The sequence below is a fragment of the Pseudomonas asgharzadehiana genome (genome assembly GCF_019139815.1).
In the GTDB taxonomy this organism is placed as follows: Bacteria; Pseudomonadota; Gammaproteobacteria; order Pseudomonadales; family Pseudomonadaceae; genus Aquipseudomonas; species Aquipseudomonas asgharzadehiana.
In genome coordinates, this window is record NZ_CP077079.1 from 4,697,993 (window position 1) to 4,716,533 (window position 18,541).

The 18,541-nt window shown below is 61.7% G+C and carries 12 protein-coding genes; 6 read left to right on the forward strand and 6 right to left on the reverse strand.

Translation table 11 applies throughout. From position 1 onward, the window contains the following. Positions 1-67: 67 nt before the first annotated feature. The 4 genes from ligA to KSS96_RS21235 all read right to left on the reverse strand — a co-directional run bounded on the left by ligA (position 68) and on the right by KSS96_RS21235 (position 7,801). Positions 68-2,434: an NAD-dependent DNA ligase LigA gene (gene ligA / locus KSS96_RS21220; RefSeq protein WP_137219841.1), complete on the reverse strand. Its 2,367-nt coding sequence runs from the start codon at positions 2,432-2,434 to the stop codon at positions 68-70. A gap of 87 nt (positions 2,435-2,521) precedes the next feature. Then, positions 2,522-3,391: a cell division protein ZipA gene (gene zipA / locus KSS96_RS21225; RefSeq protein ID WP_217855305.1), complete on the reverse strand. Its 870-nt coding sequence runs from the start codon at positions 3,389-3,391 to the stop codon at positions 2,522-2,524. 259 nt (positions 3,392-3,650) lie between these two features. After that, positions 3,651-7,139 (reverse strand): chromosome segregation protein SMC, encoded by a 3,489-nt coding sequence (gene smc, locus KSS96_RS21230; RefSeq protein ID WP_065878189.1) that lies wholly within the window; start codon positions 7,137-7,139, stop codon positions 3,651-3,653. 2 nt (positions 7,140-7,141) lie between these two features. Beyond that, positions 7,142-7,801, reverse strand: coding sequence for a GntR family transcriptional regulator (locus tag KSS96_RS21235; protein WP_017527479.1), 660 nt, complete (start codon positions 7,799-7,801; stop codon positions 7,142-7,144). Positions 7,802-8,081: 280 nt separating this feature from the next. Here KSS96_RS21235 and xdhA point away from each other — a divergent pair, with 280 nt between their 5' ends. From xdhA to guaD, 4 genes are read left to right on the forward strand one after another with little or no spacing between them, the layout of a single operon-like run. Continuing rightward, on the forward strand, positions 8,082-9,530 hold the full coding sequence (xdhA, locus tag KSS96_RS21240) for a xanthine dehydrogenase small subunit (protein ID WP_068933568.1): 1,449 nt from the start codon (positions 8,082-8,084) through the stop codon (positions 9,528-9,530). Then, positions 9,523-11,922 carry a xanthine dehydrogenase molybdopterin binding subunit gene (gene xdhB, locus KSS96_RS21245; RefSeq protein WP_017527477.1) on the forward strand — a complete coding sequence of 800 codons (2,400 nt, stop codon included), beginning with the start codon at positions 9,523-9,525 and terminating at the stop codon, positions 11,920-11,922. Before xdhA ends, xdhB begins: the two co-directional genes overlap by 8 nt. A 52-nt stretch (positions 11,923-11,974) precedes the next feature. After that, the gene (gene xdhC / locus KSS96_RS21250; protein WP_065878193.1) at positions 11,975-12,817 is read left to right on the forward strand and encodes a xanthine dehydrogenase accessory protein XdhC; all 843 of its coding nucleotides are present in this window, start codon (positions 11,975-11,977) and stop codon (positions 12,815-12,817) included. A 7-nt stretch (positions 12,818-12,824) separates the two neighbouring features. Beyond that, positions 12,825-14,129: a guanine deaminase gene (guaD, locus tag KSS96_RS21255; protein ID WP_068933572.1), complete on the forward strand. Its 1,305-nt coding sequence runs from the start codon at positions 12,825-12,827 to the stop codon at positions 14,127-14,129. A gap of 126 nt (positions 14,130-14,255) precedes the next feature. Here guaD and KSS96_RS21260 read toward each other — a convergent pair whose 3' ends face one another. After that, complete coding sequence (locus KSS96_RS21260) at positions 14,256-15,020, reverse strand: GntR family transcriptional regulator (RefSeq protein ID WP_015885332.1); 765 nt, start codon at positions 15,018-15,020, stop codon at positions 14,256-14,258. A 233-nt stretch (positions 15,021-15,253) separates the two neighbouring features. Between KSS96_RS21260 and KSS96_RS21265 the strand changes: the two genes are divergently transcribed. Further along, positions 15,254-16,444, forward strand: a complete 1,191-nt coding sequence (locus KSS96_RS21265; RefSeq protein ID WP_017527474.1) for a benzoate/H(+) symporter BenE family transporter — start codon at positions 15,254-15,256, stop codon at positions 16,442-16,444. 37 nt (positions 16,445-16,481) lie between these two features. Here the strand turns inward: KSS96_RS21265 and KSS96_RS21270 are convergent, their stop codons facing one another. Next, positions 16,482-16,826, reverse strand: coding sequence for a YggL family protein (locus KSS96_RS21270; protein ID WP_003193255.1), 345 nt, complete (start codon positions 16,824-16,826; stop codon positions 16,482-16,484). A 237-nt stretch (positions 16,827-17,063) separates the two neighbouring features. Between KSS96_RS21270 and dacB the strand changes: the two genes are divergently transcribed. Next, positions 17,064-18,539: a D-alanyl-D-alanine carboxypeptidase/D-alanyl-D-alanine endopeptidase gene (gene dacB / locus KSS96_RS21275; protein WP_017527473.1), complete on the forward strand. Its 1,476-nt coding sequence runs from the start codon at positions 17,064-17,066 to the stop codon at positions 18,537-18,539. The last annotated feature ends 2 nt before the right edge of the window (positions 18,540-18,541 follow it).

Consider the following 18,541-nt stretch of genomic DNA (forward strand, 5'->3'; position numbering starts at 1 on the left):
CGTTCCACTTTGTTTGGTGCTGCCTGGCGGCCCGGCGCGGGGCAAGCCCGCTACCACAGGCGCCGCGTCAGAGCACAATGTTGTGTTTGGCAAGGAACGCGACAAACGCCTCTTCGTCCAGCACCTTCAACCCCAGTTCGCTGGCCTTGGCCAGCTTTGAACCGGCACCCGGCCCGGCGACCACGCAATGGGTTTTCGCCGACACCGAGCCTGCCACTTTGGCGCCCAGGCTTTCGAGTTTTTCCTTGGCCACGTCGCGGCTCATCAGCTCCAGGGAGCCCGTGAGCACCCAGGTGTGGCCTGCCTCAGGCAAGCCTTCGACGACCTTCTTCTCGCTCTGCCAGTGCATGCCGAAATCCTTGAGCTGCTGCTCGATGGCCAGGGCATGACGGGCGTTTTCGGCATTGTCGAAGAAGTCCCGTACGGCCTTGGCCTGCTTCTCGGGCAGCGCCTGGCGCATGTCCAGCCAGTCGGCCTGGATCACGCCTTCGAGGCTGCCGAACTTGTCCGCGAGTTTCTGCGCGGCGCCCGGGCCCACGCTGGGTACGTGCAATTTATCGAGCAAACCGCCCAAGGTAGTGCTGGCGGCAAACTCGGCGCTCAGCTCACCCTGGTCCTGCAACTGCAAGCCGCATTCGTGCGGCGCCAGCAGCGCGCCGATCACCTGTTGGTTATGGCTGTCTTCAAAGAAGCTGTGGATCTCGTGCGCCACTTCCAGGCCCACGTCGGGCAAATACGTCAGCACTTCGGGCAAGGCCTTCTGCACGCGTTCCAGGGACGCCAGGGAGCGCGCCAGCACCTTGGCGGTCTCCTCGCCCACATCGGGAATGCCCAAGGCATAGATAAACCGCGCCAGGGTCGGCGCCTTGCTGTTTTCGATGGCCGCGATCAGCTTCTTGCTGGAAATATCGGCAAAGCCTTCCAGGTCGATGATCTGCTCGTATTTGAGTTTGTAGAGGTCTGCCGGCGAACCGATGAGTTTTTCATCCACCAGCTGCTCGATGGTTTTATCGCCCAGGCCGTCGATGTCCATGGCCCGGCGCGAGACAAAATGGATGATCGCCTGCTTGAGCTGCGCACCGCAGGCCAGCCGGCCGACGCAGCGGTAAACCGCGCCTTCGCTGACGGTTTCCTTGCCCTTGCTGCGCTTGACCAGTTGCGTGCGCTCAACGTGAGAGCCGCACACCGGGCAGCTCTCGGGGATCTGCACGGCACGGGCGTGTTCCGGGCGGCGCTCGGTGACCACCGACACGACTTGCGGGATCACATCGCCAGCACGACGGATGATTACGGTATCGCCGATCATCAGGCCCAGGCGCGCGACTTCGTCCATGTTGTGCAAGGTGGCGTTGGACACGGTTACCCCGGCGACCTTGACCGGCTTCAAGCGCGCCACCGGGGTGACGGCGCCTGTGCGGCCGACCTGGAACTCCACGTCGAGCAGCTCGGTAAGTTCTTCCATGGCCGGGAATTTATGCGCGATGGCCCAACGCGGCTCCCGCGCACGGAAGCCCAGTTCGCGCTGGGAGGCGATGCTGTTGACCTTGAACACCACGCCGTCGATTTCATAGGGCAGGCTGTTACGCCGCTCGCCGATGTCGCGGTAGTAATCCAGGCACTCCTGGATCCCCTTGGCCAGCTTCAGCTCGTGGCTGATGGGCATGCCCCACTTCTGCAACTGCTTCAGGTTGCCGATATGGGTGTCGCTGATGTCGGCGGTCACCTGGCCGATGCCATAACAGCAGAATTCCAGCGGGCGGCTGGCGGTGATCTTTGAATCCAACTGGCGCAGGCTGCCGGCGGCGGCGTTGCGCGGGTTGGCGAAGGTCTTGCCGCCCACCTCCAGTTGCGAGGCGTTAAGCCGCTCGAAACCGGCCTTGGACATGAACACTTCGCCGCGCACTTCCAGGGTCGCCGGCCAGCCGCTGCCGTGCAGCTTCAACGGAATATTGCGCACGGTGCGCACGTTGACGCTGATGTCTTCGCCAGTGGTGCCGTCGCCACGGGTGGCGCCGCGCACCAGCTCGCCGTCCTGGTACAGCAGGCTGACCGCCAGGCCGTCCAGCTTGGGTTCGCAGCTGTATTCCACCGCCGCGCCACCACCAAACAGATCGCCCACCGGCAGGTCGAGGCCTTCGGTGACCCGGCGGTCAAACTCCAGCATGGTGGTTTCGTCAAAGGCGTTGCCCAGGCTGAGCATCGGGATCTCGTGCCTGACCTGGGTGAACGCCGACAACGCCGCACTGCCGACCCGCTGCGTCGGTGAATCACGCGTCACCAGGTCCGGGTGCTCGGCCTCCAGGGCCTTGAGCTCGTGGAACAGGCGGTCGTATTCGGCGTCCGGAATGCTCGGCTCGTCGAGGACGTGGTAACGGTAGTTGTGCTGATCCAGTTCAGCGCGCAGTTCGAGGATGCGGGTATGGGCGGCGGTCATGGGTGTTCTCTCATAAAGCAAAAGAGCAGCCGAAGCTGCTCAAATGTTGGTGCGCTTAATTCTATCGACAACGCTGGAAACCAAACCTCAGCGTTTCTGTGTCAGGGCGCGACGCTCGAATTCGACGATGCGCTGACGGTAGTGTTCGATGGTCTGGGCGGTGAGGACGCTGCGTTGGTCGTCCTTGAGCTCGCCGTTGAGTTCCTGCGACAGCTTGCGGGCAGCGGCCACCATCACGTCGAACGCTTGCTTGGGGTGACGCGGGCCTGGCAAGCCAAGGAAGAAACTCACCGCGGGCGTGCTGAACAGGTCGATATCGTCCAGGTCGAAGGTACCCGGCTTGACCGCGTTGGCCATGGAGAACAGCACTTCACCGTTACCGGCCATGCTTTCGTGACGGTGGAAGATGTCCATCTCGCCGAAACGCAGGCCACTTTCGAGGATGTTCTGCAGCAGTGCCGGGCCCTTGAAGCCGGCGGCGTCGCGGCAGATTACGCTGATCACCAATACTTCTTCGGCGGCCGGCTGATCGTTGACCGACTGACGTGGCGCGCTGGAGGTCTTGCCGGTGTTTTCATCCGGGAAATCATCATCGCGGCTGCTGAAGCTCGGGCCTTCGTCCACATCCAGGTTCAGGTCGCCCTGATGCGGCTCGGCGGCGCCGGTATTGCCACTCTTGCCACGTTTGGACGACGGCTCGCGGGCTTCGCGCAACGGCGCGCTCATCGACGGCAAGTCGTGCTCGTCCAGCTGCGGCTCTTTATGCGTATCCAGCACACGGGGCGGCCCCAGCAGCTCGGCGCTGCCGTCGTCGTCGGGCAAGTTGGACAGGTTGCGGTCCAGACGGAATTTGAGCTTGCCCTTGCCACCGCGCATGCGGCGCCAGCCATCAAAAAGAATACCGGCAATGACAATAATGCCGATGACGATCAGCCACTCGCGCAGACCGATTTCCATGTAATCCCGTGCCTCTAATAAAAAATGCTGAAAAATAAGGGGTTTAGCACCGTGCAAACCGCTTTAAAACGTGGCGCCAACTCTATGTTCTGAATGGCGTTTTGCCCACGCACACGAAAAATTGACATTAAACTAGCACGACCAAAGATAACTTTACACCGTCTGTCAAAATGCCTTGAACAAATATGTCCATTTGCCACTTTCGCCAAGCCGGTAAATCGCCCTACGCCGTGCTAAGAAAATTCTCAGTCAGCATGGGTCAGGACTCCACCATCGCCATCGCCTCTTCGACATCCACCGCGACCAAACGCGAACAGCCCGGCTCGTGCATCGTCACCCCCATCAACTGATCGGCCATTTCCATGGCGATCTTGTTGTGGGTGATATAGATGAACTGCACGGTCTGGGACATCTCTTTGACCAGTCGCGCATAGCGGCCCACGTTCGCGTCATCCAACGGGGCATCCACTTCGTCGAGCATGCAAAACGGCGCCGGGTTCAACTTGAAGATGGCAAATACCAGGGCCAATGCAGTCAGGGCTTTCTCGCCGCCGGACAACAAATGGATGGTGCTGTTCTTCTTGCCCGGAGGCCGCGCCATGATCGTTACCCCTGTATCGAGTAGATCTTCGCCCGTCAGTTCCAAGTAGGCGCTGCCTCCACCGAAAACTTTTGGGAATAACGCCTGTAAACCGCCATTAATCTGATCAAAGGTATCTTTGAAGCGGTTGCGGGTTTCCTTGTCGATCTTGCGGATCACATTTTCCAGGGTGTCCAGCGCTTCGACCAGGTCGGCGTCCTGGGCATCCAGATAACGTTTGCGCTCGGACTGCTGCTGGTACTCGTCAATCGCGGCGAGGTTGATCGCGCCCAGGCGCTGGATACGCGCGGCAATCCGCTCAAGTTCTTCTTCGGCGTCTTTCTCATTGGCCTGGGCGGTCAGCGTGTTGAGCACGCCGTGCAAGTCGTAGCCGTCTTCGAGCAGTTGGTCTTGCAGGGTTTTGCGGCGCACGGTCAGGGCTTGCCATTCCATGCGCTGCTGTTCCAGCTGGCTGCGAATCAATTGGGATTGCTGCTCGGCCTGGGTCCGGCGTTTTTCCGCATCGCGCAGTTCGCGGTCGGCATCTTCCAGGGCGATTTGTGCAGTCTTGAGCTCTTCGTCGACGGTCATGCGCTTGTCGAGCAACTCTTCAAGCTTCAGGCGCAGTTCTTCCAGCGGCGCTTCGCCCTCCTCCAGGTTGAGGCTCAGTTGCTCGCGCTTTTCGGTGAGGCGCTCGGACTGCATCTCCAGGCGCTCAAGGGCCTGGGCGGTGGACGCGTGCTGGGCGCGCAGCGAGCCGAGGCGCACCGCCAGTTGATGCGCGTGGTCCTTGTGCTGGCGCGCTTCCTGGCGCACACGGTCGAGGCGTTCGCGCAGACTGTCGCGCTGGGCCAGCAGCAATTCGCGCTGCTCGGTGTCCAGCGCCATGCTGTCGAGGGCTTCCTGCAAGTGCAGGCGTGCTTCGCCGATCTGTTCGTGCTCCAGGGCGCGCTGCTCACCCATCTCAGCCACTTCTTCGTCGAGGCGGGTGCGGCGCAGGGTCAGTTGCTCGGCCTTGGCCTTGCTGGCCGACAGTTGTGCTTTCAATTCGCCCTGCTGGCGCGCTTCGTCCTGCAACAGGCGGCGCAGGTGTTCGCGGCCGGTCTCTTGCTGGCGCTGGGTGGCGCGCAGGGTTTGCAATTCGGTTTCCAGGCTGTGCAGGGTGGCTTCGCGCTCTTCACGCTCGGCGGTCAGGTTGACGATTTCCTGGCCTCGGGCCAATACGCCGCTCTCTGCCTCGCTGGCGCGACGCACCCGCAGAAAGTGCCGGCCCACCCAATAACCGTCGCGGCTGATCAAGCTTTCGCCGGCGGCCAGTTGACCGCGCCCGGCCAGGGCCTGCTCCAGGGAGTCCACCGGCTTGACCTGGCCCAACCACGGCGACAGGTCAATCGCGGCCTCGACCTTGTCCAGCAGGCTACCCGGCATCCGCGTGCCATCGGCGGCGGGGCTGAGCAAACGCAGATCGCCCTGGGCAAACCCGGCCAGGTCGAAGCCGCCAAAATCATCCACCAGCACCGCTTGCAGGTCAGCGCCCAGCACGGTTTCTACCGCCAGTTCCCAGCCGGCGTCCACCTTCAAACCTTCGGCCAGGCGCGGGCGCTCGGCCAAGTGTTGGTCGCGCAGCCATTCGGCGGTGCCGGTGCCAGGGTCCAGGGCGGCTTGCTGCAAGGCCTCAAGCGACGCCAGCCGGCCATTGAGGCGCTGCAAATCGCCTTGGGCCTGCTGTTGCGCCTGGGTCGCCTGTTGCAGTTGTTGACGCAATTGCTCCAGGCGCTCCACTTGCTGTTCTTCGCTGGCCTCCAGCTCTTCGAGGGTCATTTCGCTTTCGGCCAGTTGCTCGCTCAGCGCCATGATCGCCGCGTCTTCCGGGTCGGCGGCGAGCAATACGCGCTCTTCCTGCAAGCGACGCTGGCGCTCGGCCAGGCGCTCCATGCTGGTTTCCAGTTGCTGGATGCGCGACTGCTGCACCTCGGCCTGGCGACGCGGCTCGGCCGATTGCAGGTTGAAGGCGTCCCACTGCTCCTGCCAGCCGTGCATGGTGGTTTCGGCTTCTTCCAGGGCAGCGGCAGCCTCTTCGGCGGCGACGCTGGTGACTTCCTGCTCGGGGGTGAGCAGGTCCAGCTCTTCGCCGAGGGTCAGCAGCAAGGTGCGGTCATGGCCCAGGTGGGACTCGGTCTCCAGGCGCGCGCGTTCGGCCTCCTTGAGATCGTCCTGTAACTGGCGCAGACGCTGCTGACCGTGCTGGATGCTCTGCTCCACGCGAGCAATATCGCCGCCCACCGAATAGAAGCGGCCCTGCACCAGATTGAAGCGCTCGGACAGGTCATGGTGGCCATCACGCAGGCGTTCGATGCTGGCGTCGGCATTGCGCTGCTCGGCCACCAGCGCTTCGAAGCTGATTTCCTGGGTGCCGATGATCGCTTCGCGCTGGCCCACTTGATCGTTCAAGGCCTGCCAGCGCAGGGCCGACAGTTGCGCCTTGAGCTGGCGTTCTTCGCCCTTGTATTCCTGGTATTTCTCGGCCGCCTGGGCCTGGCGATGCAGGCGCTCCAACTGGCGCTCCAACTCTTCGCGCAGGTCGGTCAGGCGAGCGAGGTTTTCGTGGGTACGGCGGATGCGGTTTTCGGTCTCGCGGCGGCGCTCCTTGTACTTGGAGATGCCGGCCGCTTCTTCGATAAAGTTACGCAAGTCTTCGGGCTTGGCTTCGATCAGCTTGGAGATCATGCCCTGCTCGATGATCGAGTAGCTGCGTGGCCCAAGCCCCGTGCCGAGGAAGATATCGGTGATGTCGCGTCGCCGGCACTTGGTGCCGTTGAGGAAGTAGCTGTTCTGGCTGTCGCGCGTGACTTTGCGGCGGATGGAGATTTCCGCGTAGGCCGCGTATTCGCCGATCAGAGTGCCGTCGGAGTTGTCGAACACCAGTTCGATACTGGCCTGGCTTACCGGTTTGCGGCTGGTGGAGCCGTTGAAGATGACGTCGGTCATCGACTCGCCGCGCAGGTTTTTCGCCGAGCTCTCGCCCATCACCCAACGTACGGCATCGATGATGTTCGACTTGCCGCAACCATTGGGCCCGACCACCGCCGCCATGTTACTGGGGAAGTTCACCGTGGTCGGGTCGACGAAGGATTTGAACCCCGCCAACTTGATGCACTTGAGCCGCACGCTTAGGCGTCCGCCAACGCTGCGATAACCAAGGAACTGCTGCGCTGGCAGTAGGCCGACAACACCAGGCGGATCTGCGGCAGGTCGCGGGCCAGCACGGCGGCGAGCAGTTGCTCGAACAACGCCAGGTACTCGCTCATGGACGCTTTGCGCTGATCCAGGGCCAGGTAATAAGCGCGGTTCATCGCCGGTTGCAGGTTCTCGACGGTTTCCTGCAGATACGGGTTGTTGGCGAAGGGGTACGCGGCGCGCATCACGTTGAAGCACTCTTCGACAAAGGCGCGGATGTCCTGGCGCTCGAAATTGCTTACCAGGCGCTGCTGGATCTGCACGAACGGCGCCATGTCGGCCTGAGTCTGCCAGCCCAGGGCAACCGCATTGCCGAGCAGGATATACAGCTCACTCATCAGCGTGCACAGGCTCTGCACCTTGTGCGCGGTGAGCTCGGTGACGTGCGCGCCCCGGCGCGGCAGGATCGCGATGAGGTGGCGCCGCTCGAGGATCAGCAAGGCTTCGCGCACGGAACCACGGCTGACATTGAGCGCCAGCGTGACTTTCTGTTCCTGGATCCGTTCCCCAGGCTTGAGATCGCCGCGAATGATGCGTTCGGCGAGGTGGTGAGCGATTTGCTCGGCGAGACTGTCCGGCGCCTTGAACGTCATGTTTTCCCTTCAAAATCTTCTATCGGTACAAGCGCGGCAGTGTAGCGCATTGGCCCGCTGATGGCGCTACGCCCACGGGGGCGAATTTGGCATGAAATAAGCAGACGTGAACCGCCACACACCGCCAGAAACAACGGTTGCAGAAGACTGAACCATAATTGAACAGGTTGTGATCGCAATTTCTTGACCCTTAGGTCAGAAAACCATTGACCGAAAAGTCAGACATGACTAGATTCGGCGCAAAGCGGTTAACAACAATAATGAGTCTGCGAGGCCTTCCGTGATCCAGTTTTTACTCAACCAGGAACTCCGTAGCGAGCACGCCCTGGACCCCAACCTGACCGTGCTCAACTATTTGCGTGAGCATGTGGGCAAGCCCGGCACCAAGGAAGGCTGCGCCAGCGGCGATTGCGGCGCGTGCACCGTGGTGGTCGGCGAGTTGCATACCGACGATCAAGGCGCCGAGCGGATCCGTTATCGCAGCCTCAATTCGTGCCTGACCTTTGTCTCGTCCCTGCACGGCAAGCAGCTGATCAGCGTCGAAGACCTCAAGCACCAGGGCCAACTGCATAGCGTGCAGCAGGCCATGGTCGAGTGCCACGGCTCACAGTGCGGCTTTTGCACACCGGGTTTTGTGATGTCGTTGTTTGCCCTGCAAAAGAACAGCGACACCCCCGACAGCGCCAAGGCCCACGAAGCCCTGGCCGGCAACCTGTGCCGCTGCACCGGTTACCGGCCGATCCTCGCCGCCGCCGAACAAGCTTGCTGCAACAAGCCGCAGGACCAGTTCGACAGCCGCCAGGCCGAGACCATTGCCCGCCTCAAGGCCATCGCCCCCACGCAAACCGGCGAACTCAACAGCGGCGACAAACGCTGCCTGGTGCCGCTCACCGTGGCCGACCTAGCCGATCTCTATGACGCCTACCCGCAAGCGCGCTTGCTGGCCGGCGGTACCGACCTGGCGCTGGAAGTCACGCAGTTTCACCGCGTGCTGCCGGTGATGATCTACGTGGGCAATATCGAAGAGATGAAACGCATCGAGTCGTTCGACGACCGCCTGGAAATCGGCGCCGCCACACCGCTGTCCGATTGCTACGGCGCGCTGCACCACGAATACCCGGACTTCGGCGATTTGCTGCACCGCTTCGCCTCCCTGCAAATCCGCAACCAGGGCACCCTGGGCGGCAATATCGGCAACGCCTCGCCGATAGGTGACTCGCCGCCGCTGTTGATCGCCCTGGGCGCGCAGATCGTGCTGTGCAGGGGTGAAGCCCGACGTACGCTGGCGCTGGAAGACTACTTTATCGACTACCGCGTCACCGCCCGCCAGGACAGCGAATTTATCGAAAAAATCATCGTGCCCAAGGGCCATGCTCTGTTCCGTGCCTACAAGGTCTCCAAGCGTCTGGACGATGATATTTCAGCGGTGTGCGCAGCCTTCAACCTTAAGCTCGACAACGGCGTGGTCAGCGATGCACGCGTGGCGTTCGGCGGCATGGCGGCCACGCCAAAACGCGCCAAGCACTGCGAAAGCGTACTGATCGGCGCCACCTGGAACGCCGCCACCGTGGAAAAAGCCTGCGCCGCCCTCGCCCAGGATTTCACCCCGCTGTCGGACTTTCGCGCCAGCAAGGAATACCGCCTGCTCAGCGCCCAGAACCTGCTGCGCAAATACTTCATCGAACTGCAAACGCCGCACATCGAGACTCGGGTGACCGCTTATGTCTAACCATCACGCCGTGGAAAAAACCCAGGCCGAACTCGCCCAATTGTTCGCCCAGGACCTGACCACCGGGGTAGGTCGCAGCGTCAAGCATGACAGCGCCGCCAAGCACGTCAGCGGTGAAGCGCAGTACATTGATGACCGCCTGGAATTCCCCAACCAATTGCACCTGTATGCGCGCATGTCCGACCGCGCCCACGCGAAAATCCTCAGTATCGACACCGCGCCGTGCTACGCCTTTGACGGCGTGCGCATCGTCATCACCCACGAAGACGTACCGGGCCTCAAAGACATCGGCCCGCTGCTGCCCGGCGACCCGCTGCTGGCCATCGACACGGTGCAGTTCGTCGGCCAGGTGGTGCTGGCGGTGGCCGCCCGCGACCTGGACACCGCACGCAAGGCCGCGATGGCCGCCGTGATCGAATATGAAGACCTGGCGCCGGTGCTGGATGTGGTCGAGGCCTATCGCAACAAGCACTTCGTGCTCGACAGCCACACCCACCAACGCGGTGATTCGGCGGGCGCACTGGCCACCGCGAAACACCGTATCCAGGGCACGCTGCATATCGGCGGCCAGGAACACTTCTACCTGGAAACCCAGATCTCTTCGGTAATGCCTACCGAAGACGGCGGCATGATCGTCTACTGCTCCACGCAAAACCCCACCGAAGTGCAAAAGCTGGTGGCCGAAGTACTCGACGTGTCGATGAACAAGATCGTCGTCGACATGCGCCGCATGGGCGGTGGTTTTGGCGGCAAGGAAACCCAAGCGGCCAGCCCGGCATGCCTGTGCGCGGTGGTCGCGCGCCTGACCGGCCAACCGACCAAAATGCGCCTGCCACGCGTGGAAGACATGCTGATGACCGGCAAGCGCCATCCCTTCTACATCGAATACGACGTGGGTTTTGACGACAACGGGCGCCTGCACGGCATCAACCTGGAGTTGGCGGGCAACTGCGGCTGCTCGCCGGACCTGTCCAACTCGATTGTCGACCGGGCCATGTTCCACGCCGATAATGCGTATTACCTGGGCGACGCCACCGTCAACGGCCACCGCTGCAAGACCAACACCGCGTCCAACACCGCCTACCGTGGCTTCGGTGGCCCGCAAGGCATGGTCGCCATCGAGGAAGTGATGGACGCCATCGCCCGGCATCTGGCGCTGGACCCGCTGGCAGTGCGCAAGGCCAACTACTACGGCAAGACCGAGCGTAACGTCACCCACTACTACCAGACCGTCGAGCACAACATGCTCGAAGAAATGACCGCCGAGCTTGAGGCCAGCAGCCAGTACGCCGAGCGCCGCGAAGCGGTTCGCCTGTACAACGCGCACAGCCCGATCCTCAAGAAAGGCCTGGCGCTGACCCCGGTGAAATTCGGGATCTCGTTCACCGCCAGCTTCCTCAACCAGGCCGGCGCGCTGATCCATATCTACACTGACGGCAGCATCCACCTGAACCACGGCGGCACCGAAATGGGCCAGGGCCTGAATACCAAGGTCGCCCAGGTGGTGGCCGAGGTGTTCCAGGTCGACATCGACCGCGTGCAGATCACCGCCACCAACACCGACAAGGTTCCCAACACCTCGCCGACCGCCGCCTCCAGCGGTGCAGACCTGAACGGCAAGGCCGCGCAGAACGCCGCCGAAACCATCAAGCAGCGCCTGGTGGAATTTGCCGCGCGCAAGTACGACGTGAGCGAAGCCGACGTGCAATTCCATAACGGGCATGTGCGCGTGCGCGAGCAGATCCTGACCTTCGAGACGTTGATCCAGCAGGCGTATTTCGCCCAGGTGTCGCTGTCGAGCACCGGTTTCTACAAGACCCCGAAAATCTTCTACGACCGCAGCCAGTCCCGTGGGCGTCCGTTCTATTACTACGCCTTTGGCGCGGCCTGCTGCGAAGTGATCGTCGACACCCTGACCGGTGAATACAAAATGCTGCGCACCGATATCCTCCACGACGTCGGCGCCTCCTTGAACCCGGCCATCGACATCGGCCAGGTGGAAGGCGGCTTCATCCAGGGCATGGGCTGGCTGACCATGGAAGAGTTGGTGTGGAACGACAAGGGCAAGCTGATGACGAATGGCCCCGCCAGCTACAAGATCCCGGCCGTGGCCGACATGCCGCTGGACCTGCGCGTGAAGCTGGTGGAAAACCGCAAGAACCCGGAAGACACGGTGTTCCATTCCAAGGCTGTGGGCGAACCGCCGTTCATGCTCGGGATTGCGTCGTGGTGCGCGATCAAGGATGCCGTGGCGAGCCTGGCTGACTATCGCCAGCAGCCCAAGATCGATGCGCCGGCGACGCCGGAGCGGGTGTTGTGGGGGTGCGAGCAGATGCGGCGGTTGCAGGCGGTTGTGCCTGTAGAGACTGAAACCGAATCGGCTTCGCTTTAGGACCGAGGCGCTGCCCCCGATAGCGGCCTGGCAGACACCACAAGAGGTGACTATGAACAACTGGATCAGCGCCCTCGCCGACCTGCAACACCGTGGCGAACCCTGCGTACTCGTGACCATCATCGAAGAACTCGGCTCCACGCCGCGCAACGCCGGCTCCAAGATGGTGATCAGCGCCACGCAGACCTTCGACACCATCGGCGGCGGGCACCTGGAATACAAAGCCATGCAGCTCGCCCGCGATATGCTCGCGCACGGTCGGCAGACCACCCATCTGGAGCGCTTCAGCCTCGGCGCCAGCCTGGGCCAATGCTGCGGCGGCGCGACCGTGCTGCTGTTCGAACCCATGGGCCGGGTGCAGGCGCAGATCGCGGTGTTTGGCGCCGGCCATGTCGGCCGTGCGCTGGTGCCTTTGCTGGCAAGCCTGCCGTGCCGAGTGCGCTGGATCGACTCACGCGAGCAGGAGTTTCCGGAAAATATTCCTCCGGGCGTACGTAAAATCGTTAGCGACGAGCCGGTGGACGAAATTGCCGACTTGCCCATGGGCAGTTACTGCATCGTCATGACGCACAATCACGCGCTGGACCTGGAACTCACCGCCGCCCTGCTCAAACGCAATGACTTTGCCTACTTCGGCCTGATCGGTTCGAAGACCAAACGTGTGAAGTTCGAACACCGCCTGCGTGATCGCGGCTTCGACGCCGCGCAATTGCAACGCATGCATTGCCCCATGGGCCTCACCGAGGTGAAGGGCAAATTGCCGGTGGAGATTGCCATCTCCATCGCCGGGGAAATCATCGCCACCTACAACGCCCATTTCGGCCAGCACACCGCGAACGCCGAACCCATTGCCAAACTGCTGCCGGCTTCGCGTCGCAGCCAAGCTATCAATTGAGAACAGCATGCCTTTGACTCGCAAAGCCTACCGCGCCGCCATCCTGCACAGCCTCGCCGACCCCGCCGAAGTGGGCATCGAAGCGTCCTACGAATATTTCGAAGACGGCCTGCTGGTAATCGATAACGGCCAGATCAGCGCCATCGGCCACGCCAGCGACCTGCTGCCGACCCTGCCGGCCGATATCGACATCACCCATTACCAGGACGCACTGATCACCCCAGGCCTGATCGACACCCATATCCACCTGCCGCAAACCGGCATGGTCGGCGCCTATGGCGAACAGTTGCTGGATTGGCTCAACACCTACACGTTCCCGTGTGAAAGCCAGTTCGCCGACAAGGCCCATGCCGAAGAAGTGGCGGACATTTTTATCAAGGAACTGCTGCGCAACGGCACCACCACCGCGCTGGTATTCGGCAGCGTGCACCCGCAATCGGTGAGTGCATTTTTTGAAGCGGCCGAGAAGCTCGACCTGCGCATGATCGCCGGCAAGGTGATGATGGACCGCAACGCGCCGGACTACCTCACCGACACCGCCGAATCCGGCTACCAGCAAAGCAAGGCACTGATCGAGCGCTGGCACGGCAAGGGCCGCCTGCACTATGCGGTCACGCCGCGGTTCGCGCCGACCAGCACGCCGGAACAATTGGCATTGGCCGGGCAACTGCTGGGGGAATACCCGGATCTGTACATGCAGACCCACATCAGTGAGAACAAACAGGAAGTCGAATGGGTGAAAGCGTTGTTCCCCGAGCGCAGCGGCTATCTGGATGTGTATGACCACTACAACCTGCTGGGCGAGCGTTCGGTGTTTGCCCACGGCGTACACCTGTGCGATGACGAATGCGCGCGGCTGGCGGAGACCGGCTCGGCGGTGGCGTTCTGCCCGACGTCGAACTTCTTCCTCGGCAGTGGCTTGTTCAACCTGCCGATGGCAGAGAAACACAAATTGAATGTCGGCCTGGGCACGGACGTGGGCGGCGGCACCAGCTTTTCGCTGCTGCAAACTCTCAACGAAGCCTACAAGGTCATGCAGTTGCAGGGCGCGCGCTTGAGCCCGTTCAAATCGCTGTACCTGGCGACGCTGGGCGGCGCGCGGGCGCTGCGCCTGGAAGACAAGATCGGCACCTTGCAGCCGGGCACCGATGCGGATTTTCTGGTGCTGGATTATAACGCCACGCCGCTGCTGAGCTATCGCCTGAAGCAGGCCAACAACATCGCCGAGACGTTGTTTGTACTCATGACGCTGGGGGATGATCGGACGGTGTTGCAGACCTATGCCGCCGGCCAACTCGTGCATCAACGCTAGTTTCAGCCACAACACAAAACAAATGTGGGAGGGGGCTTGCTCCCGATAGCAGGGTGTCAGTCACTGAATGAGGTGACTGATACAGCACTATCGGGAGCAAGCCCTCTCCCACATTTCTGATCGGGTTTACAACTTTATAGAAGAGCGCCCCGGCTTCTTGGTCTGCAACAAATGCGAAAACACCGCATGCAAATCATCCGACGCGCTCTCTTCATCGAGGTTGAGCTTGCTGTCGATGTGATCCATGTGATGCATCATCAGGTTCACCGCCAGCGCCGCGTCGCGGGCTTCGATCGCATCGATCAATTGGGTGTGCTCATCGTAGGAACAGTGCGAGCGGTTGCCGCTTTCGTACTGGGCGATGATCAACGATGTCTGGGACACCAGGCTGCGCTGGAAGCTGATCAGCGGGGCGTTCTTGGCCGCCTCGGCCAGCTTGAGGTGGAACTCGCCGGAGAGGCGGATACCCGCACCACGGTCCCCACGGGAGAAACTGTCGCGTTCGTCATTGACCATCTGGCGCAACTCGGCCAACTGCTCGGCCGTGGCGTGTTGCACCGCCAATTCAGTGATCGCCCGCTCCACCAGCCGCCGCGCGAGGAACACCTGGCGCGCTTCTTCGACACTGGGGCTGGCAACCACCGCACCGCGATTGGGCCGCAGCAGCACCACGCCCTCATGGGCCAGGCGCGACAGGGCGCGGCGAATAATGGTGCGGCTCACGCCGAAGATTTCGCCCAGTGCCTCTTCGCTCAATTTGGTTCCGGGCGCCAGGCGTTGTTCGAGGATGGCCTCGAAGATATGTGCGTAGACGATATCGTCCTGGGTTCCGCTGCGTCCGGCCTTGCCGGCTCGCGGTTGTTTCTTGAGAGGTTGCAACTGTTCGTTCATGGGCACTCGGGTAGGGAGAACGGCGGCGAATTAACGGTAATACGGCAACTTTAGGGTAATACGGCAACAACGGGTCGCTGGCAAGTATCACCTAAAAACGTGGCACATTGTACACAACCCAATGCGCCAACACACTGTACGGCTGTTTGCGGCCTCGGCTGTATTGCAAGGGGCGGTCATGTTTGAGTTTAGGCTTGAATCTGTAATTTCTCCGGTAAAAGGAACACCTCACCATGACCGACGCCGCTCAAGCGCCCTTGCGCCCGCTGGCCGACACGTCCCCCTCGGCCATCGTCGCAGGCTTTATCGCCATGATGACCGGCTACACCAGCTCTCTGGTGCTGATGTTCCAGGCCGGCCAGGCCGCCGGCTTGACCACGGCGCAGATTTCGTCGTGGATCTGGGCGATTTCCATCGGTATGGCGGTGTGCAGCATCGGCCTGTCCCTGCGTTATCGCACGCCCATTACCATCGCCTGGTCCACGCCGGGTGCCGCGCTATTGATCACCAGCCTGGGCGGCGTGACTTATGGCGAAGCCATCGGTGCCTACATCACCTGTGCGGTGCTGGTAACCATCTGCGGGCTGACCGGCAGCTTTGAAAAACTGGTCAAGCGCATTCCGGCGTCGCTGGCGGCGGCCTTGCTCGCCGGCATTCTGTTCAAGATCGGCAGCGAGATTTTCGTCGCCGCGCAACATCGCACCGGCCTGGTGCTGGGAATGTTTTTCACTTACTTGATCATCAAGCGCCTGTCGCCGCGCTATGCGGTGCTGGCCGCGCTGGTGATCGGCACTGCACTGTCGGGTCTGATGGGGTTGCTGGATTTCAGCGGCTTTCACCTGGAAGTGGCAACGCCGGTATGGACCACGCCGCATTTTTCAGTGGCGGCGACCATCAGCATCGGCATTCCGCTGTTCGTGGTGGCGATGACCTCACAGAACATGCCGGGCGTCGCCGTGCTGCGGGCCGATGGCTACAACGTGCCGGCCTCGCCGCTGATCACCGCCACAGGCCTGGCCTCGTTGGTGCTGGCACCGTTCGGCTCCCATGGCATCAACCTGGCGGCCATCAGCGCGGCTATCTGCACCGGGCCCCATGCCCATGAAGACCGTAACAAGCGCTATACGGCAGCCGTGTGGTGCGGTGTGTTCTACGGGATTGCCGGGGTGTTCGGCGCGACGTTGGCGGCACTGTTCGCCGCGTTGCCCAAGGAACTGGTGCTGTCCATTGCGGCCTTGGCGTTGTTTGGCTCGATCATCAATGGCCTGAGCATCGCCATGAACGAGCCGAAGGAACGGGAAGCGGCGCTGATCACCTTTATGGTCACCGCGTCAGGCTTGACGTTGTTTTCCATCGGGTCGGCGTTCTGGGGAATTGTCGCGGGGGTGTTGACACTGCTGATTCTGAACTGGCGCAAGGCATAAAAAAACGGCGACCCTCAGGTCGCCGTTTTTTTCAGTATCACTTGGCCGCGTTGATCGGCTTTTCCGGATACCACACGTCCAGCAGCGGGCTGACTTCAGCCTTGGTCAGCTCGGAACGGGTTTTCAGCCAGGCTTCGACAGCAGCGCGCTGCTCTTCGGATACCGAGCCACGCTTCTGCAGGCAAACCAGACCGTAGTCATCGCCGCCGACGTAGCCCAGGCCATTGGCTTCCATGGCTTCTTTGATGAATGCTTCGAGGAAAGCGTCGATAGCTTCTTCACTCAGGCCTTCGTTGAAGTCCAGGTTCAGTTCGAAACCCAGCTCTTGAAATTCATCAACGCACAGTTTTTTGCGCAGACGCTGGGAACGGTTAGTCGCCATTGGAACAATCCTCTTAAGTAATAACGGGCGGCACTTTAGCAGTTTAAGGCGGCGATTGCCCGACTCTCTGGGACAGGCGGTGCGATGCGGGCAAAAAAACGCCGATTTCCAGCTATGGTTCAGCTACAAGTGCGCCTACCTTGGGGCATAATGCCGACACTTTCATGACCATTGAGGGATTTTCATCCATACCCCTCGCCTTTTTTCACCCTCCTCAGCAGTAGGGTTTTATTCTTTATGATCAAATCGTTGCGTTCCCCCTCGTTGCGTTCAGTTCTGTTTGCCGGTTTTCTTCTGCCACTGGCCTTCTGCGCCAAGGCCGCCCCAGTCAATAACACCCTGCCACCCAACGTTGCGCAGGCCCTTCAGAAGGCCAAGCTGCAAAATACCGCGCTGTCCCTGGTGATGATCCCCCTCAACGGGCCAGGCACCCCCACCGTCTTCAATGCCGACGTCTCGGTGAACCCCGCGTCCACCATGAAGTTGGTCACCACCTACGCGGCCCTGGAAATGCTCGGGCCCAACCATCAGTGGAAAACCGAGTTCTACACCGACGGCACCCTCAGCGGTGGCGTGTTGCAGGGCAACCTGTACCTCAAGGGCGGCGGCGATCCCAAGCTGAACATGGAAAAGCTCTGGCTGCTGATGCGCGACCTGCGCGCCAACGGCGTGCAGCAAGTCACCGGCGACCTGGTGCTGGACCGCGGCTTCTTTATCCAGCCGCAGTTGCCCGAGTTCAACGACGATGGCAATGACGAGAACAAACCGTTCCTGGTCAAGCCCGACGCGTTGCTGGTTAACCTCAAGGCCTTGCGCTTCGTGACCCGCAATGACTCCGGGCGCGTGATCGTGTCGGTCGAGCCGCCGATCGCCAGTATTCGCATCGACAATCAGGTCAAGGTTTCCAACGCCAAGCAATGCACCGGTGACGTGCGCTACAACCCGGTCACCGCCGCCGATGGCAGCGTAACGGTCACCGTCAGCGGCCAGTTGGCCGACGGCTGCAGTTCGCAGACCTACCTGTCACTGTTGGACCACGCCACCTACACCGCCGGCGCTGTGCGTGCGATCTGGAAGGAACTGGGCGGCAGCATCCAGGGCCGTGATATCCAGGCACCGGTCCCCAAGGATGCCAAGGTGCTGGCCCGTGCATTCTCGCCGGACCTGGCGGAAATCATCCGCGACATCAACAAATACAGTAACAACACCATGGCCCAGCAGTTGTTCCTAAGCCTCGGCGCGCAGTTTCGCAACGATGCCGATGGCGACGATGCCAAGGCCGCGCAACGCGTGGTGCGCCAGTGGCTGGCGAAGAAAGGCATCACCGCGCCGCACCTGGTGATGGAGAACGGCTCCGGCCTGTCCCGTGCCGAACGGGTCAGCGCCCGCGAGATGGCCGCCATGCTGCAAGCCGCCTGGAAAAGTCCCTATGCCGCGGAATACATCAGCTCGATGCCGATTGCCGGCACTGACGGCACCATGCGCAAACGCCTGAAGACCACCGCCATGCGCGGCGAAGCCCACGTCAAGACCGGCACCTTGAACACCGTGCGCGCCATCGCCGGGTTCAGCCGTGATAACAACGGCAACACCTGGGCAGTGGTAGCGATTCTGAATGATCCGAAGCCATGGGGCGCTTCGTCGGTGTTGGATCAGGTGCTGCTGGACCTGTATCGCCAGCCTAAACTGGCGGCCGCGGCTCCCGTACTCTGACA

What these genes read in the sequence shown, in the direction of transcription:
- xdhC (WP_065878193.1), top strand. Translation starts at nt 11,975, where the DNA reads ATGAACAACTGGATCAGCGCCCTCGCCGACCTGCAACACCGTGGCGAA.
- KSS96_RS21235 (WP_017527479.1), bottom strand. Translation starts at nt 7,801, where the DNA reads ATGACGTTCAAGGCGCCGGACAGTCTCGCCGAGCAAATCGCTCACCAC.
- dacB (WP_017527473.1), top strand. Translation starts at nt 17,064, where the DNA reads ATGATCAAATCGTTGCGTTCCCCCTCGTTGCGTTCAGTTCTGTTTGCC.
- guaD (WP_068933572.1), top strand. Translation starts at nt 12,825, where the DNA reads ATGCCTTTGACTCGCAAAGCCTACCGCGCCGCCATCCTGCACAGCCTC.
- KSS96_RS21260 (WP_015885332.1), bottom strand. Translation starts at nt 15,020, where the DNA reads ATGAACGAACAGTTGCAACCTCTCAAGAAACAACCGCGAGCCGGCAAG.
- zipA (WP_217855305.1), bottom strand. Translation starts at nt 3,391, where the DNA reads ATGGAAATCGGTCTGCGCGAGTGGCTGATCGTCATCGGCATTATTGTC.
- xdhB (WP_017527477.1), top strand. Translation starts at nt 9,523, where the DNA reads ATGTCTAACCATCACGCCGTGGAAAAAACCCAGGCCGAACTCGCCCAA.
- ligA (WP_137219841.1), bottom strand. Translation starts at nt 2,434, where the DNA reads ATGACCGCCGCCCATACCCGCATCCTCGAACTGCGCGCTGAACTGGAT.
- KSS96_RS21270 (WP_003193255.1), bottom strand. Translation starts at nt 16,826, where the DNA reads ATGGCGACTAACCGTTCCCAGCGTCTGCGCAAAAAACTGTGCGTTGAT.
- KSS96_RS21265 (WP_017527474.1), top strand. Translation starts at nt 15,254, where the DNA reads ATGACCGACGCCGCTCAAGCGCCCTTGCGCCCGCTGGCCGACACGTCC.